Consider the following 19,920-nt stretch of genomic DNA (forward strand, 5'->3'; position numbering starts at 1 on the left):
TTCACTCGGTGGTAGGAGTGCGCCATGGTGGTTATGTGTTAGTCGCGGGTGGTAGTAGTGTGTCTCGCTGCGCAGCTGCTCTCGGTGTTAGTCGGTGCGGGGTGGGTGGGGTGCGTCGTGCGATGTGTAGGGGTGGTGGGCGAGTCGTGTGCTTTGCGGGGTCGGTAGTGGCCGAAGGTGGGTGCTGGTCGGCGGAGTGGGCGGGCTAGAACGTTGACATCACCGCTTGCAGTGCTTCCTGGGGCGTGGGTCACTGATAGGTGCTTTCGTTACAATTGCTTCCTTTTGCGCGTCTTTGTGGTGTACAGTCCGCTAGCTCGAAGCGGCCGCTGTTAATCAGTCAGAGAAGGCCTTCTGCGGGATGACGCTACCAATCGGTGCGGGCTTATGCGGCAGATTGCCTTCCGCCGTCATGCACCTTTGCTTGACAATCTTTAATACTGATTTATGCAGGACTGGAACCAGGCTAAAGCAACTTTTTATTTCCAGGGCCAGTAGGGCCGGTCAAGTGGTTTCTGTCTGGGCTAGGGGGGGGGGGATTTGGATTCATGGTTAACTTCTGAAGCAGGGGAACCCGGGTTCTGTTCTGATGTCTGAGGGGTTGGTCATCGGATATGAACTTCTATATTCCATAACGTTCCTGCTGTGTAAGTGAGTGGATTGCGGTATATTCACATAGGAACTGCATCCCTTGGGATTTACAAAGCCCGATTACTGATACCCTCATTTAGGGAAGTACAGTAATAATGGGGTGATTGAATTGTAAAAGAACAAACTTTGAGCTTATACTCCAAACGAACATCTAGTTTTTCCTGAGCGTTTAGCATTGTTCAAAAACGATTCTATAGTGAGTATTATTCAACGTCGGAAGTGGTAACTATGTCATCTGTTTCCATTGTGATTCCAACCCTCAATGCAGGGCCTACAATAGGGCGGTTAGTGGATTCCCTTGCCGCACAGACCCTTGTTCCTGACAAGATTGTTGTCATCGACTCCAGTTCAGACGACGAGACAGTTCAAATTGCTGGTAATCATGGAGCTTCTGTTTTAACTATCTCTAGGAATGAGTTTGATCACGGCGCAACTCGACATGAGGCGTTTATGTCTACGTCGTCCACCTATGTGCTGTTTATGACCCAAGACGCAAAACCGGTAAACCAATCGTACATAGAGAATTTGACACAGCCTTTTTGCGATCCTGCTGTGGCAATGGTGTCGGGCCGACAAATACCTAGGTCAAACGCACGCAAGTTTGAAAAGCTAGTTCGACAGTATAACTACCCAAACCACTCTTTTACAAGAGATGTGTCTGATATTAAACAGTTGGGGATTAAAACTTTTTTTGTCTCGGATGTCTGTAGCGCGTATCGGCGAGAGGCATATTTATCATGTGGAGGGTTTGCGCGTCCTTGTAATACCAATGAGGATATGCTGATGGCAGCCAAATTTCTTAGGAATGGATATAAAATTGCTTATGCAGGCAATGCTGCAGTTATACATTCGCACAATTTGTCACTCGGTGAAGAGTATTCGAGGAATAAGGCAATCGGAGTGTTCCTGGCTTCTCATAGAGATGAGTTGTACGGAGCATCTGCCGTAGGAGAAGGAGGGAAGATGGTCTTTAGGGTAATGAAACAACTGCTGGCTCAAAAGGATTTTTCGGAACTAAGTGCATTTGTGGCCGATTGTGCCGCCAGATATCTGGGAAATCGGATGGGCGGAATCGAAGCAAACAGAAAGACTATTGGATACTAGCCCCCCCCCCCTCCCCTCTAGCAATGCTGGAGGAATGAGTTAGATTCCCTGCCGAGATTAGTGGTGCCTAACGAAATGATGCCCAATCTCGGGCATTGGAACGTGGTTTGGATTGGGCAAAAAATGTGAGCGCGGCATGAACGATTGATAACGCCTTATCTGTGGTCACTTAGCAAAGCAGTCGCTGACTTAGCCCGGCAATGTCTGCATCCAGTAGCGACATAACCAAGCTGATCTGATGGCTTATGCCGCACGTTTTCTCAGGTTCCAGAGCGATTAGAATGTGGCATGGCTGAAGAAACCTGGCTGAACCGCGGTGGTTGTGGCCCTGGTCGAAGACCACGCGGTGGGCTGGTAGGTGCGCAGGTCAAGATATATCTGAACTCAGGACCGCCGTTAGGTAGCATCGCCGCCTCTAGAGCGTGACGTGGGACAGGTCCGAGAACATCGATAAGGGATTAAAGCGGATTGGGTAGAACAACTTCATGCAATGCCATATGTCTTATCTTGGCATGAAGCTGGCTGCACTGTCTGCATGGAATTTCAGACTGAAAAACTCTGGCGAATCCCTGTTCTCCTATGACATGGAAGAGCGAAGTCTGCCAGATGGTTTGGTTGCTGGCCTGCAGCGTTTGCGATGATTGGTGGAAGTGGCTCAAGGGGTGTGTCGTGTTACAGCAATACCCGCGGGGTCCGTAATTTGCCAACAGCAGGATATATGCAAGCGCCCATAGTCGCGTACGGCATCTTTGCTGGCCGATGCAACGAGCTTGCCCCCCCCCCCCCCGCTATCAACGAGTTGTTCGAATCTTTGCACGTGTAGCTTCTAGCATGCCAAAACCATAACGAGCTGGGTTTGAAATGCAGAACCAGGATGATTTCATCGGCTTATCGACAATGCGCACTGAAATCGGCACGTGATGTTTGACTGATCGCTCATGCATGCAGTGTTTAGGACTTCGACCCACTGAACAATCTTACTGTGCTGCGTAGGGAACAGAAGTGCTATGCAGTCACCAGCATAATGGGGCATATGGTTCAGACACTGATTGGTAAGGCCACAGTCACCAAGACCGGCACCGCGACAGAGTAGATTAGTGGCAGTGGATAACCATTTAGCTATCTTCTGCCTCCGTTGTATCCATATAAGTCGTTTAACATTGTAAATGCTATAAATGGTTCAACAACTTGTATATCGGCCATTTACCTCCACATAGATTATGCCTTGCTATCGTTTTTTAAAAAAACTAGCGCTGTGTTAAGTTAATCGGTCATTAGTCACTATGCAGCTGAGGTGTTATTCAAGAGTTTCGTATGTTTACGACCAATTAGAACGAGCTTATGAATTTTTGTCCATCAATTAACGAATACTTCGATTCTATAGATAGAGTATGTCAAATGGAGGAGGCAGAAGTCATGAGAATCAGCGTGGTGATGGCTACATATAATGGTGAGAAATATTTAAAAGAACAGATTTATTCGATACTGTCGAACCTGCGTATTCAAGATGAACTCATCATAGCAGATGATGGATCAAAGGATCAGACCCAATCAATTGTATTGGAAATAGCCGAGAGTGATTGCAGGGTTCGTCTACTGCGCGACCATTCCCACAAAGGGGTTATACGAAATTTCTCTTACGGTTTGACATGCAGTAAGGGTGAAATTATTTATTTGGCTGACCAAGATGATATCTGGCTAAAGACAAAAGTATCGGAAGTGATGGAGATTTTTAAAGAGCATCCAGAAGTCTCATGTATTCTGCATGATGTCGCAATAGTCGATAAAAATTTGCAGATAGTTGAGCCGTCCTTCTTCCACCTTCGAGGCTCCCAGGCCGGCTTTGTCCGAAACATATTGAAAAATTCCTATATGGGTAATGCAATGGCTTTCCGCAGGAATATGCTGACCAAGATATTGCCGATACCATATAGTGTGCCTATGCATGACCAATGGATAGGATTGATAAATGATAGGTATGGCAAGGTTCTACTCTATCCTCAAGTTCTAGGGCTCTATAGAAGGCATGACGACAATGTCACTGAGCTTACGCATGGATCTATTAAAGATATGCTGAAGAAACGTATTCAATTATTGCAGTGTTTGTTTTCAAGGTCGAGGTTTTAACCGAACCATACTCCGTATTGCTCAGTATGCCGGATGTGCTCGATAACGATTTAGCCAACTGTTTGCGATTTGCCAGAAATAAGTGTGTTGGTGGTTGTGGCTCAAGTTTGTGGAAGCCTGTTATCTAATGGAGAGTCGCCCCCCTCCTACTATATTAGTCAATATCAGTCAGTCTAGAACAATCGGAGATAACGATGTTCTACTATGGGCCAGTCACACCCGCAATAGCGGCATAGCACCATCTGATCGATGTCAATATAGCCCGTCTGAGTGACGCGATCGGCAATCATAATGGGTGCGTCCGCCGCTGGCTTAGCAATCGTCCCGGATTGCGGAACTGTTTTTTGGCCCTCGTAGCTCATGTGGCTGCTACATCAGTGGGACAATAACGGCATCAAATTTTCCTGTTATCTCCCCCCAGGCATCATCCGCGACAGAATCGCACCGACGCTATGGTAGGATTTAACCTACCCGGATATCAATGGCACATCTCCTGAGGGTCTCGGAGGACACTGCTCAAACCAGGTGTTAGGGGATCGGCTACCTACCGGGAATCGATAGTAGTGTGGCACTCGCATGTAGGTAGCAGGAAGTACCCGTCTAGAGGCATCATATTGTAATATGAACGTGCGGTCACGGAATATGTTTAAAAGAGAGCAATATTGGAATGCTAATTATGGAAAGGCTATTAGTGTTTAGCTTTCGAATTGCGTGAGTGCTTTCGTGGTTGAATAAGATGTCTTAGAAGTTGGTAGTATTCTCCCTTGGGGTTTCGCCAGCCTTTTCCTTGGGACCGCGATAATTGTTTTCTGGGGGTCAGCGTTATTGTTGAGTTTGGCATAGTCGTGAGAAGAGGAATGAAGTGATAGCCCCTATAAATATTCTCGGGTTCCTATGAACCGCAAATCTCTTCTTTCGAATATGTCTATTGCCTTCTTCTCGCAAGGCATCAGCATGTGCATGAGTGCGTTGCTGACCTTGGTTATACCTAAGATGCTCCCCATTGAACAGTACGGATACTGGCAACTTTATCTATTTTATGTTTCTTATGTGGGTTTCTTCCATTTAGGGTTGAGCTCCGGAATATACCTGAAGATGGGTGGAATTTCGAGAGACAAGATGGATAAAGCCTCAGTCAAGGCGCAGTTCATATTTGGAGTAGGCTACCAATCCATCATTGCTTTGATTATCGTGGCTCTGGGTTTTATCCTGCAACCAGGCCCAAGTAGGTTTTTCGTCATCGCGCAAACTGGAATTTATTTAGTTTTACAGAACGCTGCAACCTATATGTCAAACGTTCTGCAATGCATGAACGAAACGAAGAAATCCTCTTACTCTATAGTGATAGAGCATGCGGCATTTTTTATACCCTGCGTTATATTTATAGTTACTGATGTTCGTTCGTTCCGACCGTATGTATTCGCCAATACAGTTTCGACTCTCATCCAACTAATCTATTGCATATGGCACCTCCGCGAATTCGTCGGCGCGCCTTGGCTTGGCATCAATACTGCGGCTCGGCAAGGGGTAGACAGCATCAAAGTTGGCATCAATTTGATGTTGGCTAATGTAGCGAGCATGCTTATCTTAGGCGTCGCCCGATTCTTTATAGATTTGAACTGGGGTATTGAAAAGTTTGGGAAGCTTTCATTAATCTTCTCTTTGGTGAATTTCTTTCTTGTTTTTGTAGAGCAGGCCAGTATTGTGTTGTTTCCTGCGCTGAGGCAGAGTGGCGAGCAAAGTGTGAGAACATTTTTTGCCAAGGCTCGTAATGCCATGAGTCTGCTGTTCCCGCTCGTGTACTTGATGTACTTCCCGATGGTGTGGGTGCTGGGGCTGTGGCTGCCTGGTTATGAGGATAGCTTTCACTATCTCATCCTTTTACTTCCTGTGTGTGTGTTTGATAGCAAAATGAGCATTCTTTGCGTCACTATTTTCAATGTGATCAGACGCGAAAGAAGCATGCTAGGGATTAATGCATCAGCCACATTCTTGAGTTTCTTGTTAACCATGTTCGGCATCTATTTGTTGCATTCCATCAGCTCTGTACTTTGTGGTGTGATGATTGTCATTGTTTTGCGGAGCATATTTTCAGAAGTTTATATAGCGCATCTATTCGGGATGAAGAAGAGCGCTATTGCGTTTGGCGAGTTAGTGCTTACAATTGTTTTTATCGTTGCTGCCTATCTTCTTTCAGCTTGGAGTGCTTTGCTGGTCTATGGTGCCACTTACCTTGTATTTGTAAGCTGTTTCCGTAAAAGTATCAAAGCCTCGGTTTGATACTTATCCTAAGTCAAGCCAGCAACTGACAGTGGAGGGTCATTTGAAGATGTCGGGTAAAAAGCGAGAGTTAACAACAAGGGAAATTCAGCTTGCAACGTTAGAGATACTAAAGCAGTTCATCGAAATCTGTGAGGATAATGATTTATGCTATTACCTCGCATATGGTTCATTAATCGGCGCGATACGTCATCAAGGTTTTATTCCTTGGGATGATGATTTGGATGTCTACATGCCTCGACCAGATTATAATAAATTGCTCGACTTCTTTGACGATCCGCAGCATGATACTGGTTCTCTTCTGGCAATTCATACGACAGAGAATAAGTTGATTCCCTTCCTTATTACACGCATCAGCGATACGCACTATAAACAGGTAGGAGAATATGACGACGAAATACCGCAAATGGGCACCTTTATCGACATCTATCCACTAGATGGACTCTATGGCAGCAGCAAAGAGGCTCATAGAGAGAGCAGGAAAGTGCACACCATTTCATCAAATTATATGCGAGCAGGCAAATTCTCGACTCCCTATAAACTTGCAAACCCACTTATGCGTGTGGTTAAGAGTATTTGGCCGCTCATACTGAAGGATGCTCGTACTTACTGGGAAGAACTCTCTCTCTACACTACTGTAGAAGAGTATGAACAAGCCGACTATGTTGCTTGCAAGATTTGGAACGACACCAAAGGTTCGCTGATAGTCGATGAGAAAAGCGATTACGGCGAAGGCAAGCAGGCAATTTTTGAAGGCCTGAAAGTGCGCATTCCTGATAACGCTGATGCGATTCTACGTCGCATCTACGGTGATTATATGCAGCTTCCGCCGGTAAAAGAACGAATAGGGCATCATTATTATTCAATAGTACCTAGAGATGACAACTAGTCATTACGTTTCCTGCGAGAGTAGATCGCTTCGCGATGTCTCAGAGAGGCAAGCGATGATGAACGAAGTGGGTGGTCCTAAAAGCGTGCACTCAAGGATGGCATTGGTCAGATTCGCGAGATTTGCTTCTTTGGCATAATATGTTCAGATGTTGGGGTAAAAGAGAAGTAAATGAACATAATCGAGGTGGCCTTGCTAGTAAAGAAGCAATTTCTTACGCTTAAAGCTCTATACAATAACTCGAACAGTACTCAGCGGGAATTAGCAAGTATCACGGGTCTTTCTCTGGGAAGCGTGAATTCGGCCGTGAGGAGTTTGCGCGCTTGCCATTACATCGCTGATGGAACGGTGACGGAGGAAGGCGTTGAGGCTCTACAGCCGTACAAGGTCTGCAATGCGGTTATTCTGGCGGCTGGTCTTTCGTCCAGGTTTGCGCCTATATCGTACGAGAAGCCGAAAGGTCTGCTTTGTGTGCGAGGCGATGTGCTCATCGAGCGTCAAATTGAACAGTTGCAACGTGCCGGCATTAAGGATATCACTGTCGTGGTCGGCTATAAGAAAGAACAGTTTTTCTATCTCCAGAAGAAATACGGCGTTAGCATCGTTGTCAATGATGAATACGTGCTACGCAACAACAACAGCTCTCTGTGGGCAGTCCGTGACAGGCTGAGCAATACATATGTTTGCTCCAGTGACGATTATTTCGCTAGTAATCCTTTTGAAAAGTATGTGTGGAAGGCATATTATGCTGCTCAATATGCAGCCGGTCCGACAAAAGAGTGGTGTCTCACAGCAGATTCCGAAGGCAGGATTACCGATGTGAATATTGGCGGGTCAGACAGCTGGTACATGCTAGGTCATGCGTATTTTGACCGTGCTTTTTCGCGGAGTTTTATTCATATTTTGGCCGATGAATACGATTCACCGGAGACCGCGGACGAGCTCTGGGAAGGTATCTATAAAAAGCATCTGAATGTGCTAGATATGGATTTGAAGCCATACCAGGACGGAATAATCAATGAGTTTGATTCTCTAGATGAGCTTGAAGGGTTTGATCCGCATTTTCTGCAGAATGTAGATTCCGAGATCTTTGACAATATCATGAGTGTATTGGGATGTGGGAAGGATGAAATCCGTGAAATGTATCCTCTTAAGCAAGGGCTCACGAATCTTTCTTGCCACTTTGCGACAGATAAAGGCGAGTTCGTCTATCGACATCCAGGCGATGGAACTGACAGAATAATTGATCGAGCAGAAGAAGTTAAGGTGCAGAAAATTGCCAGTAAACTCCACCTTGATAAGACATTTATATATGAGGATCCATTAAAAGGTTGGAAGATTTCTGCTTTTATTCCGAATTGTAAAAATCTTGACCCGCACAACGAGGCGCAAATCCAGGAAGCCATGAAAATGGCAAGAAAGTTGCACGATTCAGGTGAAAGCATCAACCGCGTTTTCAACTTTTACGATGAGGCCAAGAATTACGAACGACTGTTACGCGAGTGTGGCCCCATTGAAATAAAGGGCTACGGTGGGATGGCTCAGAAGGTGGAACGGCTTGAGCAATTTGTTGAGCGGGATAATGCGCCGCACTGTCTGTGCCATGTTGATTTTCTCGGAGCCAATTTCTTAGTTGGCAAAAATGACGATATTTCACTGATTGATTGGGAGTATGCCGGAATGGGAGATTATGCGATTGATTTCGGCACTTTCTGCGTGTGCTGCCAGCTTGATGATGAACAGATTGAATTCGCACTGGAAGCTTACTTCGGGAGGACGCCAACTGATGAGGAACGGCGTCATAATCTTGCTCATATTCAGTTGGCAGGTTGGTGTTGGTATCTTTGGGGCTTGTATATGGAGTCAGTCGACTCGCCCATTGGGGAATGGCTGTATATCTATTATAAATATGCGCAGGGTTTCTTGGACCGTACGCTGAAGATGTATGAGGAGGCCTGACGTGAAGGTTGGGAGTCTAGCTGGTGCCCTGTGGGGCTTGGATACGGTTGTTCTAGGTATGGCAATGTTATTGAGCCCATACTCTTCGTTGTCGCAGTCTTTTGCATTTGCGGCTTTAGTAGCAGCCTTTGTGCATGATGCGGCCTGTGCAATCTGGCTTTTCCTGTATATGGGCCTTAAGAGGCGTCTTTCAGAAACATGGAAAGGACTCAGAACACGGAGTGGTCTTGTAGTCGTGTTCGGAGCGTTGTTAGGTGGGCCGATTGGCATGACGGGCTACGTTATCGCCATAAACAATATCGGAGCCGGTTATACAGCCATCATATCATCACTGTTCCCTGCTTTCGGGGCATTGTTGGCTTATATCTTGCTCAAAGAACGTATGAGCATACCTCAACTTGGTGCTTTGGTAGTAGCAGTGCTTGCCGTCATGGCTATGGGGTGGTTTTCGGCACCAATCACGCAGCACGGCAATACGGTTTTGGGAATGATTGGTGCTTTGCTGACGGTGTTGGGCTGGGGTGCGGAAGGTGTGCTTGGCGACTGGGGAATGACCGCAGGAGCTGTAGACAATGAAACTGCCATACAGATTCGCGAAACAGTGTCCGCGCTCGCTTATGCAGCAATAGTGTTGCCTTTGTTCAAGGCCTGGCCCGTCGCTTTGGATGTTTTGCCGTCAAAGGCGACCCTGGTAGTAGTGCTTGCCGGGCTGGCTGGAGCAGCTTCATACTTGACATACTATAAGGCTATTGATCTTATTGGTGCGGCTCCATCGATGGCACTGAATATCTCATATTCAGCTTGGGCTGTACTCTTTGCGTTTGTTCTGCAGGGTACTGTACCCAGCGTAATAACAATAGTGTGTTGTGTTGTTGTACTGGGCGGATCGGTATTTGCCTCTTGTGATTGGAAGGATATCTTCCGTCATCCCTCGGTGTCGCAGGAATAGCGAGTGAATGAGATCCATAGCGCTGTAGTTTTTATTGAGTTCCTGATCGGTGATTTGTGCTGAACAGAAAAGAGTTCCAACAGCGGGGCAAGGTTCCCCAGTGGCCTACGAGCTACCTATCCGTGGCTGGTTGAATTAACCGTGGCAGAAAATTTTAAACGCGGGTTAGGATTTTACGCGAATTGGCTTATGGCAATTCAAATATCGGGCTTTCGACTTTGTCGACAGCATGCGTGAAGACCAACCGGCGAACCAAGTCAACAAGCCAGCAAATTATGTAGATAGCAACAGACAAACGATGTGTGTCGGCACCACCGGGCTCCCTTGGCTTCCAAGCAGCTGTATAGCATCAGCGCCTATAGGTTTATTGCGCGAACGATTCTTGCTACCGAATATGGAGGTGCGTCGCGGCTATGTATAGGATTTGCGGTTACGATATGAGTTATGACAGACAATTCTTCCTCTCGTAATATTTTTGTGACTGGCAGCTGTGGTTTCATTGGTTCGAACTTCGCCCATTACATTCTCAAGTACCATCCGGGGGGGGGGGGCATATCGATGTCCTGGATGCGCTAATCACGGGAAACATTGAGAACATCTAAGGTCTGCCGGACGACCGTGTGAGTTCGTGCAGGGGAATATCTGCGACACGGGGCTGCTGGTTGCGATCATGCACGGGGATGATGCCATAATGCGCTAAACGGCTGACTCGCACAACGATAACTCGATAATAAATCCCGACCCCTTTGTCGGGACTAACGTCGAGGAAACCTTCCGGCTGCTGGAGGCGACTCGCAAATACGACCTGCGCTACCAGCACATCGGCTCCGATGAGGCATACAGGATTTGCTCTGGATGACCCCAGCCCGGTTCACGGAGGAGACTCTTATCACCCCTGTTCATCTTACTTCTCGACGAAGGCGGCCTCGGACCTGCTGGTGAGGGCCTGGTTCAGAACCTATGGTTTGAAGGCCACCATCTCGAACTGTTCGAATAACTGTCGGCCCACGGCGGCAACCGGGGTTGGTTCAAAGAGCACTGTACTGGTAGCAGACGAAGGTCACCGATCTATGGCTGCCTGTCATCAACCTGGTTCAGAACAAAATCAACTACAATACCAAGCGGGGGGTGGGCAACAGTTTCCAGTCCTTGGAAGGCGGCACCATCTACGCCTACCTGATCAACGCGCACTGATCGCTGGAGCAAAAGAAGACCTATATGTTCGTTAACCTGGCTGATCCCGATATCGATATCCAGTGACCGATTTCGTTGGAGGAGTGCGAACTCAGTGAGGCCGGCCTGCACCGCCCATTGCTCAAGGATGTCGAGCTGATGGATTCGGGTCGTACGCTGGTTACAGGGTCGTGTGGCCAGCTGGGCCAGGCCATTCGGCGGCATGTCGTAAGGCATGGCCTCCCAGGGCTTGAGTTCACCGATATTGGCACCTTCGACTTTTCTGATCCGACGGTTTATGGGTGCTTCGATTGGTCCTTGTATGGCGCGATTGTCACCACCGGAGCCTCTACACGGTGGCGGAGACCGAGGGAGGGCGCCGGTTAGCGTGGAAGGCTAACACACAAGGGCCAGCCTGTTGGCGGATGTGGCCCGCAGGTACACTAGACCCTAGTGCGCATCTCCAGCGACTACGTTTTCGGCAGCACTGCTGGGGGAGCACTCCGAGAGCGAGGCCCTTTCTCCGGTGGGGGTCTACGGGTAGACCAAGGCCGCGGGAGACATGGCTGTGTCGGACGTCCCTCGGCACTTCGTCCTGCGTTCCAGCTGGGTCATCGGCCAAGGGTCAATTTCATGAAGACGATGATTGATCTCTCGGACAAAGTGACTGGTTCGAGCAGTCGTCTCAGAGAGGTCACGGTCGTCGACGACCAGTTAAAGCGTGTGGCCTTCACCGATGCTATGGTCAGAGCCATCTACTTACTGCTGGATTCCAGAGCCCCTACGACTACTACAATTTCAAAGGCATAGGCTGGATTTGCCGCTGGACGCAGATTGTGCGATTGTTCTTCGACAAGACGAATGTTGATGGGGACAGGGGCAAGCCAGCTTCGACCGCCCAATACACTATCGTCCAGGTTAAGGAAACGGTAGCTCCTAGACCAGAACAAAGCGATCTGAATCTGCCCACAAACGAGTCATTTGGCTTCAGGCTCGCGGATTGGGAGGAATTGATGCGCCAGTATATCGAGGATTGCGCAAAAAACGAGTAAAAGAACGTCGAGTGTGTGTACGGGCTCAGTGTGGCGTTAGGCTGCCAGTGCTGGACAGGTCGATAGTTAAGCGACAACAATGAGAGACGATCGCATATGAAGGGGATAATTCTCGCCGGTGGGTAGGATACGCGGCTGTATCCATTGACGACGGTGACCTCGAAACAGCAGCTGTCGGTCTACGATAAACCGGTGCTCTATTCCCCGCTGGGTGTCCTAATGATGGTTGGCAGCCGCAACATACTGATCATTGTGACTTCACTGTGCTTGCCGAATTTTGAGCGCCTTTTAGGGAGTGGAGAGCTATTCGGAGTCCGATTCTCATACAAAGTTAAGCCTAGCCCTGACTGTCTGACGCAGGCCTTCATCCTGGGAGAGAATTTTATTGTCGGAGAGCCCTGTGCGCTGGCCTTTGGTGACACCACATTCTACATTCTACGGTAACGGTCTGGGGTGCACCCTGCGCTCGGCCGCCGACATATCTCATGGGGGTACGGTTGTCGGCTATTATGTGGATGATCCCGAGCGTTACGGTGTTGTTGAATTGGACGAAGACCACCGGGTGGGGAGTATCATTGGAAAATCAAAACGCCCAGCAAGCAACTATGTGATCACCGGACTCTATTTCTATGACGGCAGGGTGACCGAGTTTGCCGAGCAGGTCCAGCCCTCTGCCAGGGGCGAGCTGGAGATCACCAATTTGAATCGGATGTATTTGGAAGACGGATTGCTCACAGTGTGCACCTTAGGCCGTGGCTACGTTTGGCTGGATACAGGTCCACAGATCTTTCTTATGCAGCTGTTGAAATCGTGCGTATCGTGCAACATGTTCAGGGTCCGCCCATAGCTATTGTCGAGGGAATGGCCTATGAGGATGGATGGATTTCCCATAGGCCAATTGTTGAAAGCCGCGGAGTAATACGGGAAGTCTCCGTATGGCAGGCACTTTATGGATGTGGCTGATAAGAGATATAGGTGCTGTAGCAGCGGTTCTTGTACCGGATTGGTCGATGAGGATACGGCGGCCACAAGTGGTCTTCTGAGTCAGGCGACCAGTGAATCGTGCGTGTCAGGTCATTGTTCTTTGCCTGGGATGCTCTCTTGGTTTCACCCAAGTCTCAGAGATTGGCCCGTTTATCAGGCTTTGGCTAGGGCCAGCCGCAGCCCACGTAGATCGGTTCGAATTCGGACCGTGGCATTTCAGTTGAGCGTGGCCAAACCTTTGGCTGAGTGAAGGATAAACGCACTACCGAGCACAGGTGCGCACGATGGTAGTTGGTAAGTTGGTCCGTTCCTGTGGAAGCTGACCTCCGCGCAGGGGGCACGGGAGACAGACGGTCACCCCTCCACGTCGGCCTTGTAGAAGTTGATGTAGGACCTTGACGGCGTCGGCCCTCGTTGGCCTTGGTAGTGGGAACCGGTGCCTTGGGACCCATAGGGGTGCTGGGCGGGGGAGCTGAGCTGGAAGAAGCACATTTGGCCGATTTTCATGCCGGGCCAGAGCTTGACAGGCAGGGTGCTCACGTTGGAGAGCTCCAGGGTGATGTGGCCTTCGAAGCCGGGGTCGATGAATCCGGCGGTCGAGTGGGTCAGGATGCCCAGCCGGCCCAAGGAGGACTTGCCCTCCAGGCGGGCGGCGATGGTCGCGTCGAGCTTGACATACTCCCAGGTTGATCCGAGCACGAACTCACCGGGATGGAGAATCCAGGGGTCCCCGGCGGGCACTTCGAACTGCTCGGTCAGGCTGCCTTGGTCCTCGGCCGGGTCTACATAGGTGTATTCGTGGTTGTTGAACAGGCGGAAGAACCGATCCAAACGTACGTCGACGCTGGCGGGCTGCACCATCTCGGGCGTCCACGGTTCGAGGGAGATGCTCCCTGATGCGTGGGCAGCCTCTATGTCGTGGTCGCTGAGCAGCATGCGTATTCTCCTTACCATCGCCGTTCTCATCTGGTTCCCAGTCTACTTCCATAGGAGACTCCTTGGGTCCGGCCTCTAGCTGGTTTCAGTGGTGTTTGGTGCCCCTTTCCCAGGGGATTCACAGGATAAACATGTCATCTTCCAAGTCTGGCCTGTTTCACTGTACTAAGTCGGCATGGTGCAGGCCGTGTCGGTTGAGTTGCATTGGAAGGACTCGAGAGGTTGAATATCCCCACCTCATCTCTGCCCGGCGGTCTCTCTTCTCCCGCCGGGTTCTTTTCTGAGGGGAGATTCCGAGGGCTAGGTACCAGCAAGCTAGATATTTACAAAAATATTACAAAGTTCCCATGAAACTCTCAGACAACTTCACAGCTTCGCTGAGAAATGCCTGCTTTACTGTAGTTGTTGGCAGGAAAGAGGCCGACGGAGTGATTACTGATGTGATTGAGTTCGGCGGTCACTGACAACTTAAGTTTCTTTTCTCTTCCTCTCTCGGCCCGGCGGCCCCCATCCGCCGGGCTTTCTATATTGCACAGGCGGCCTTTGCCGTCGGCTGCCCAGATGGTCCCATCCCAGGGGCTTTATCGGTGGTAACGACGATAATGAAAGCATGACTGTAGCGACCCCCGAGCGATACGCGCTCATGCTGGACTCGGCCAGGCGCGGCGGTTACGCCTACCCGGCCATCAATGTAACCTCCACCCAGACCCTCAACGCGGCCCTGCAAGGCTTTGCGGATGCTGGGTCGGATGGCATCATCCAGGTGTCGGTCGGCGGTGCCGCCTACCTGTCGGGGCGGCGGGTGCAGGACCGGGTGGCTGGTTCAATCGCCTTCGCCCGCTTCGCCCATGAAATGATCGCCCACTACCCGAGCATCACGGTGGCACTCCACACCGACCACTGCGCTCCGCAATACTTGGATGAGTGGGTGCGTCCCCTTCTGGCCTATGAGAAGGGGCAGGCGGCGCGGGGGGAGGGGCCGCTCTTCCAGTCTCACATGTGGGACGGCTCCACCCTGCCCTTGGATGAGAACCTGCGTGTGGCCCGTGAGCTCCTGGATGCTTCCTTGGCCGCCCATACGGTGCTGGAGATTGAAGTGGGCGCGGTCGGCGGTGAGGAGGACGGCCATTCGGCAGCCATCGACGAGCGTCTCTACTCCAGCCCGGCGGATGGCGTCGCCGTCGCGCGGGCCCTGGGTCTGGGTGAGGAGGGTCGTTACATGGCCGCCTTCACTTTCGGCAACGTCCATGGTTCCTACAAGCCGGGTGTGGTCAAGCTCAGGCCGGATCTTCTGGGGCGGATTCAGCGGGCGACGGCCGATGCGGCTGCCCAGGGGAAACTCCCGGATTGCACGGTGAGGCAGGCGGACGCCGCACCGGGCGGCAAGCCCTTCCTTTTGGTCTTCCACGGCGGCTCCGGTTCCCGCCCGGAGGAGATCGCCCAGGCTGTGAGCCACGGGGTGGTCAAGATGAATGTGGACACCGACACCCAATATGCCTTCACGCGGGGTGTGGCCGGCCACATGTTCGTCAACTATGACAAGGTCCTGAAGGTTGATGGCGAAGTCGGCGCCAAGAGCGAGTATGACCCCCGCTCCTGGGGCCGCGAGGCCGAGGACTCCATGGCCGCACGTGTGGTCGAGGCTTGCCGGCGGCTGGGATCAGCGGGCCGCGCCCTCAAGTAGGGCTTAGGGGTGTAGCTTTCTAGGCTCCGGGGTAGGCTGCTCATGGCGGCCGATTCGGTGCGAGGCGCGGAAGACCGCTTGGAGCGGAGGAGGAGCTCATGCCTGGAATCGTGATCGTCGGCGCGCAATGGGGTGATGAAGGCAAAGGCAAGGCCACCGATCTGATCGGCAGCAAAATGGATTATGTCGCCCGCTTCAACGGGGGCAACAACGCCGGGCATACGGTGGTCGTGGGCGATCAGACCTATGCCCTCCACCTCCTGCCTTCCGGCATCATTCATCCCGACCTCACCCCGGTCATCGGCAATGGCGTGGTCATAGACCCCGAAGCCCTTTTGTCCGAGATCGACGGCCTCCAGGAGCGCGGTGTCGACTGCTCCAGACTCAGGATCTCCGAGGCGGCGCACATCATCGCCCCCTTCCACCGCACGCTCGACAGGGTCTCGGAGCGCTTTCTGGGTTCCCACAAAATAGGTACCACCGGTCGCGGTATAGGTCCGACATATGTGGATAAGGTCAACCGGGTGGGCATCCGTGTGCATGACCTGTTCAACGAGGCACATCTGCGAGACAAGGTACAGGCGTCTCTTCACCAGAAGAACCTGATGCTGGAAAAAATTTACGACCTGCCTGCGGTTGATGTGGGCGAGACTGTGGATGAGCTCCTGAAGGCCGCGGAGCGAATCAGGCCCTATGTGGCCAACACCTCCCTCCTGCTCAACCAGGCGTTGGACTCAGGCAAGTCGGTCCTCTTCGAGGGAGGGCAGGCCACGATGCTGGATGTGGACCATGGCACCTATCCTTTTGTGACCTCCTCCAACTGCACCGCCGGTGGCGCCTGCACGGGTACTGGCGTGGGCCCCACTAAGATCGACCGCGTTATCGGCGTGGCCAAAGCCTACGTCACCCGTGTGGGCGAAGGTCCTTTCCCTACCGAGCTGAATGACGATTCCGGTGAGTGGTTGCGCCAGCAGGGTCACGAGTTCGGCGTCACGACAGGCCGCCCCCGTCGTTGTGGCTGGTTCGATTCCCTTGTGTCGCGCTATGCGACCCAGGTCAATGGCTTGACCGACATCGTGCTGACCAAGCTCGACGTGCTGACCGGCCTGGAGACCATACCGGTCTGTGTGGCCTACGACGTGAAACTGGCCGACGGCTCCACTGCACGCGTGGAGCACATGCCGACTGACCAGGCCGAGTTCGTTTCCGCCCGCCCGGTCTACCGGGAGTTCCCGGGATGGTCCGAGGATATCTCTGGCGCTCGTTCCTTCGAGGAATTCCCCGACAAGGCCAAGGACTACGTGCACCGGCTGGAGGACCTGTCCGGTTGCCGGATCTCGGCCATCGGTTCCGGGGCCGGACGCGACCAAATCGTCTCATTGCGCTCTCTGGTAGACTGAGTCCAGTCGGTATCGAACGTTCGATACCGCTCCGATTCGGCGGAAGGTGCCCTGATGGTCGGTATGCGCGACGTGGCCCGTGAGGCGGGCGTGTCCACCAGCACGGTCTCCCTGGTCGTCAACGGCAACGGCTATGTCTCGCCGGCGATGGCCGAGCGTGTCCAGGCGGCCATGGACCGGCTCAACTACGTGCCCAACGAACTGGCCCGCAACCTTTCCCGTAACCGGACCAATCTGGTCGGGGTCATCATTCCGACCATCCGGCATCCGTTCTTCGCCACATTGACCGCCTCCCTCCAGCGAGCCCTTTACGAGCAGGGACTGCGTACGGCCCTGTGCTCCACCGCCGACGTGGACCAGGATGTGAGCCAATATGTGGACATGTTGCGCCGGCGGGCCATGGATGGCATCATCATGGGTGCCCACGCGGTCTATCCTGCCGACTACTGGTCCTCCATCGACCGTCCAATCGTGGCCTTCGACCGTTTTCTGGGCGGATCCATCCCCTCGGTCGGATCGGACCATTCCCAGGGCGGCCGGTTGGCGGCCGAACTGTTCGTGCGGACCGGCGCAAGGCGGGTGGTGGAGATAGGTGGCCCCCGTACCCACTACCAGACTGCTGCCGGTCTCAACTCCGAGCCGTTGGGTTCAATCACGATCGCGGGCCAGCCCACATTTCCGCCGATTCGCTATCACCTGGCGTTCGAGCGCACACTGCTGGCCAAGCGCATTCGCTACGAGTACATGGAGATCGAGTCGGTGGCCCGAATGGAGGAGTTCAAGGATGCGGCCCATCTGGCGTTTGAGCGGCATCCGGACCTGGATGCCATAGTGGCACCCGATCTGGCCGCTGCTTTCTGTGCGCAGGAGGCCTTACGCCGGGGTCGGTCGATTCCCGGGGATGTGCAGATCATCGCATACGACGGCACGTATGTGTCTGACTTGGCCGGAGTCAGATTGACGAGTGTCCTCCAGGATTTCGACGGCCTGGCGAACGCTTTGGTGCGGCGCCTGGTCCAGGTCATTCCAGGGAAGGCTTACCAAGGCGCAGGGGCCGCTGATCAACCAGGTGCAGGTGAGGGTGATCAGGCTGTGTCCGAGCTTATTTCCATGTCGCTCAAGCCAGGGGAATCCACCCGATGGACGGGTTCCGTTCAAGAACTGCTCAGCCGCTGACTGCAGTGGGTCCAGGTTCCAGGTCGATGTCCTCCAAGGGCACGATTGTCGTGTGATGGGTGAACTTGTAGCCCAAGTACAACCCTGCAACCAGGATTACGCTGAAGTAGGTCATTACGATCTCCCGCCAGTCGCCGGACGTGAACGCCGGGAGGTCCTGACCGGCGATGACGATGACGCACACGACCATGGCCAGAATCGGGCCAAGTGGGAAGAGTCTGGTGCGGTATTTAAGCTCCTTCAGGCTGCGCCCTTGCCTGTGGAAGGCACGGCGGAAGCGGTAGTGGCTCAGGGCTATGCCGATCCAGGCGATGAAGCCGGTCAGGCCGGTCGCTGTCACGAGCCACATATAGAAGGACTGCCCGAAGATGGAAGTGGCGAAAGTGGCCAGTTCCATACCCAGTGTGGAGAGCAGCGCCGCCATCGGAATGCCTCGCTTGGTGGTGGTGGCGAGGAATCGAGGGGCATAGTGGTCCTTCGCCAGACCATAAAGCATGCGTGAAGAGGCGTATGCACCGGTGTTGACGGCCGACAGGATGGATGTGAGCACCACCGCGTTCATCACGGAGGCCGCACCTGCCAGTCCTGCGCGCTGGAAGACGAGTGTGAACGGTGACATCGCGATGTTGCTGTCGGAGGCACCCAGCAGATTGGGTGAGGTGTAGGGGATCAGCGCGGCTATCACGAAGATGGAGAGCACATAGAAGAGCAGAATCCGCCAGAACACATCATTGATCGCTTTGGGCACCGCCTTGCCTGGGTCCTCGGACTCGCCCGCGGTCACACCGACCACCTCGGTGCCTTGGAAGGAATAGCCCGCGATGAGGAATACGGACATGATGGCCGGCAGCCCGCCTACGAACGGGGCGTCCTTGTAAGCGAAGTTCCTGAGACCCACGGCCGGATGGAACATGATGCCGCAGACCATGGCGAAGCCGACCACCAGGAAGACGATGATGGTCACGACCTTGATCAGCGCCAGCCAGAACTCGGTCTCGCCGAAAGCCGAGACGACCAGGGCGTTGATCAGGAAGACGACCACCAGGACGAGCAGGCTCCAGACCCAACCTGGCGTGTCGGGCAGCCAGTATTGTACGAGCAGTGCAGCTGTGGAGATGTCGACTGCGCCCGAAATGGTCCAATTCAGCCAGTAATCCCAGCCCATGGCGAAGCCCAGCGCCGGATCAACGTACTTGGAGCTGTATACGGCGAAGGAGCCGGAGACCGGCATATGCGTGGCCAGCTCACCCAGGCTGGTCATCAGGAAGTAGACCATGATGCCCATGGCGGCGTAGGCCACCAGGCCACCACCCGGGCCTGCCTTGGCTATGGTGGATCCCGAGGTCATGAACAGGCCGGTGCCGATGCACCCGCCCAGGGCGATCATGGAGATATGGCGGGTCTTGAGGTTGCGTTGCACGCCGCCGTGCCCATCGCCACCCTTCTGGTTGCCGACGGTGCCGGTGGCGGCTCGTGTGTCCGCTGGTGTGTTCGTCATATCTCCCTCCTTCCGGGATCGCTCGTGCGGTTGCTTGTCGCGCTCTGCTGTTGCGGCT

General features: G+C 52.6%; 13 protein-coding genes and 2 pseudogenes. 12 read left to right on the forward strand and 3 right to left on the reverse strand.

Annotation, left to right across the window (positions count from 1 at the left end):
- Nucleotides 1-879 precede the first annotated feature (879 nt).
- The 8 genes and pseudogenes from CRD59_RS05905 to CRD59_RS05935 form a co-directional block, all read left to right on the forward strand.
- A complete protein-coding gene (locus tag CRD59_RS05905) occupies nucleotides 880-1,755 on the forward strand; it encodes a glycosyltransferase (protein ID WP_113853764.1) in 876 nt (291 codons plus the stop codon).
- A gap of 512 nt (nucleotides 1,756-2,267) precedes the next feature.
- Nucleotides 2,268-2,396, forward strand: a complete 129-nt coding sequence (locus CRD59_RS08285) for a hypothetical protein (RefSeq protein WP_269088373.1) — start codon at nucleotides 2,268-2,270, stop codon at nucleotides 2,394-2,396.
- Nucleotides 2,397-3,153: 757 nt separating this feature from the next.
- On the forward strand, nucleotides 3,154-3,882 hold the full coding sequence (locus CRD59_RS05910; protein ID WP_161522288.1) for a glycosyltransferase family 2 protein: 729 nt from the start codon (nucleotides 3,154-3,156) through the stop codon (nucleotides 3,880-3,882).
- 921 nt (nucleotides 3,883-4,803) lie between these two features.
- Entirely contained in the window at nucleotides 4,804-6,162 is a 1,359-nt protein-coding gene (locus tag CRD59_RS05915; protein ID WP_127920948.1) for an MATE family efflux transporter, read from the forward strand.
- Between the two features lie 49 nt (nucleotides 6,163-6,211).
- Nucleotides 6,212-7,051: a LicD family protein gene (locus CRD59_RS05920; protein WP_127920949.1), complete on the forward strand. Its 840-nt coding sequence runs from the start codon at nucleotides 6,212-6,214 to the stop codon at nucleotides 7,049-7,051.
- Between the two features lie 171 nt (nucleotides 7,052-7,222).
- Nucleotides 7,223-9,010 (forward strand): NTP transferase domain-containing protein, encoded by a 1,788-nt coding sequence (locus tag CRD59_RS05925; protein ID WP_113853768.1) that lies wholly within the window; start codon nucleotides 7,223-7,225, stop codon nucleotides 9,008-9,010.
- The gene (locus tag CRD59_RS05930; RefSeq protein ID WP_269088374.1) at nucleotides 8,997-9,959 is read left to right on the forward strand and encodes a DMT family transporter; all 963 of its coding nucleotides are present in this window, start codon (nucleotides 8,997-8,999) and stop codon (nucleotides 9,957-9,959) included. Before CRD59_RS05925 ends, CRD59_RS05930 begins: the two co-directional genes overlap by 14 nt.
- Before the next feature lie 444 nt (nucleotides 9,960-10,403).
- A pseudogene (locus CRD59_RS05935) lies at nucleotides 10,404-10,966 on the forward strand (GDP-mannose 4,6-dehydratase); the annotation flags it as partial.
- A 61-nt stretch (nucleotides 10,967-11,027) separates the two neighbouring features.
- On the opposite strand, the gene CRD59_RS08170 reads toward CRD59_RS05935, so the two are convergent.
- Nucleotides 11,028-11,369 (reverse strand): hypothetical protein, encoded by a 342-nt coding sequence (locus tag CRD59_RS08170; RefSeq protein ID WP_236632772.1) that lies wholly within the window; start codon nucleotides 11,367-11,369, stop codon nucleotides 11,028-11,030.
- 950 nt (nucleotides 11,370-12,319) lie between these two features.
- Here CRD59_RS08170 and CRD59_RS05945 point away from each other — a divergent pair.
- Nucleotides 12,320-13,154, forward strand: a pseudogene (locus tag CRD59_RS05945) (sugar phosphate nucleotidyltransferase); the annotation flags it as partial.
- A 368-nt stretch (nucleotides 13,155-13,522) separates the two neighbouring features.
- On the opposite strand, the gene dcd reads toward CRD59_RS05945, so the two are convergent.
- A complete protein-coding gene (gene dcd, locus CRD59_RS05950; RefSeq protein ID WP_113853771.1) occupies nucleotides 13,523-14,104 on the reverse strand; it encodes a dCTP deaminase in 582 nt (193 codons plus the stop codon).
- A gap of 610 nt (nucleotides 14,105-14,714) precedes the next feature.
- Here dcd and fbaA point away from each other — a divergent pair.
- The 3 genes from fbaA to CRD59_RS05965 all read left to right on the forward strand — a co-directional run bounded on the left by fbaA (nucleotide 14,715) and on the right by CRD59_RS05965 (nucleotide 18,364).
- The gene (gene fbaA, locus CRD59_RS05955; protein WP_113853772.1) at nucleotides 14,715-15,788 is read left to right on the forward strand and encodes a class II fructose-bisphosphate aldolase; all 1,074 of its coding nucleotides are present in this window, start codon (nucleotides 14,715-14,717) and stop codon (nucleotides 15,786-15,788) included.
- 98 nt (nucleotides 15,789-15,886) lie between these two features.
- Nucleotides 15,887-17,188: an adenylosuccinate synthase gene (locus CRD59_RS05960; RefSeq protein WP_113853773.1), complete on the forward strand. Its 1,302-nt coding sequence runs from the start codon at nucleotides 15,887-15,889 to the stop codon at nucleotides 17,186-17,188.
- 54 nt (nucleotides 17,189-17,242) lie between these two features.
- Nucleotides 17,243-18,364: a LacI family DNA-binding transcriptional regulator gene (locus CRD59_RS05965; RefSeq protein ID WP_113853774.1), complete on the forward strand. Its 1,122-nt coding sequence runs from the start codon at nucleotides 17,243-17,245 to the stop codon at nucleotides 18,362-18,364.
- Here the strand turns inward: CRD59_RS05965 and CRD59_RS05970 are convergent.
- On the reverse strand, nucleotides 18,354-19,862 hold the full coding sequence (locus CRD59_RS05970; protein WP_113853775.1) for an amino acid permease: 1,509 nt from the start codon (nucleotides 19,860-19,862) through the stop codon (nucleotides 18,354-18,356). The genes CRD59_RS05965 and CRD59_RS05970 overlap by 11 nt on opposite strands.
- Nucleotides 19,863-19,920: the final 58 nt, after the last annotated feature.

This window comes from Bifidobacterium xylocopae, assembly GCF_003315615.1.
Taxonomy (GTDB): domain Bacteria; phylum Actinomycetota; class Actinomycetes; order Actinomycetales; family Bifidobacteriaceae; genus Bombiscardovia; species Bombiscardovia xylocopae.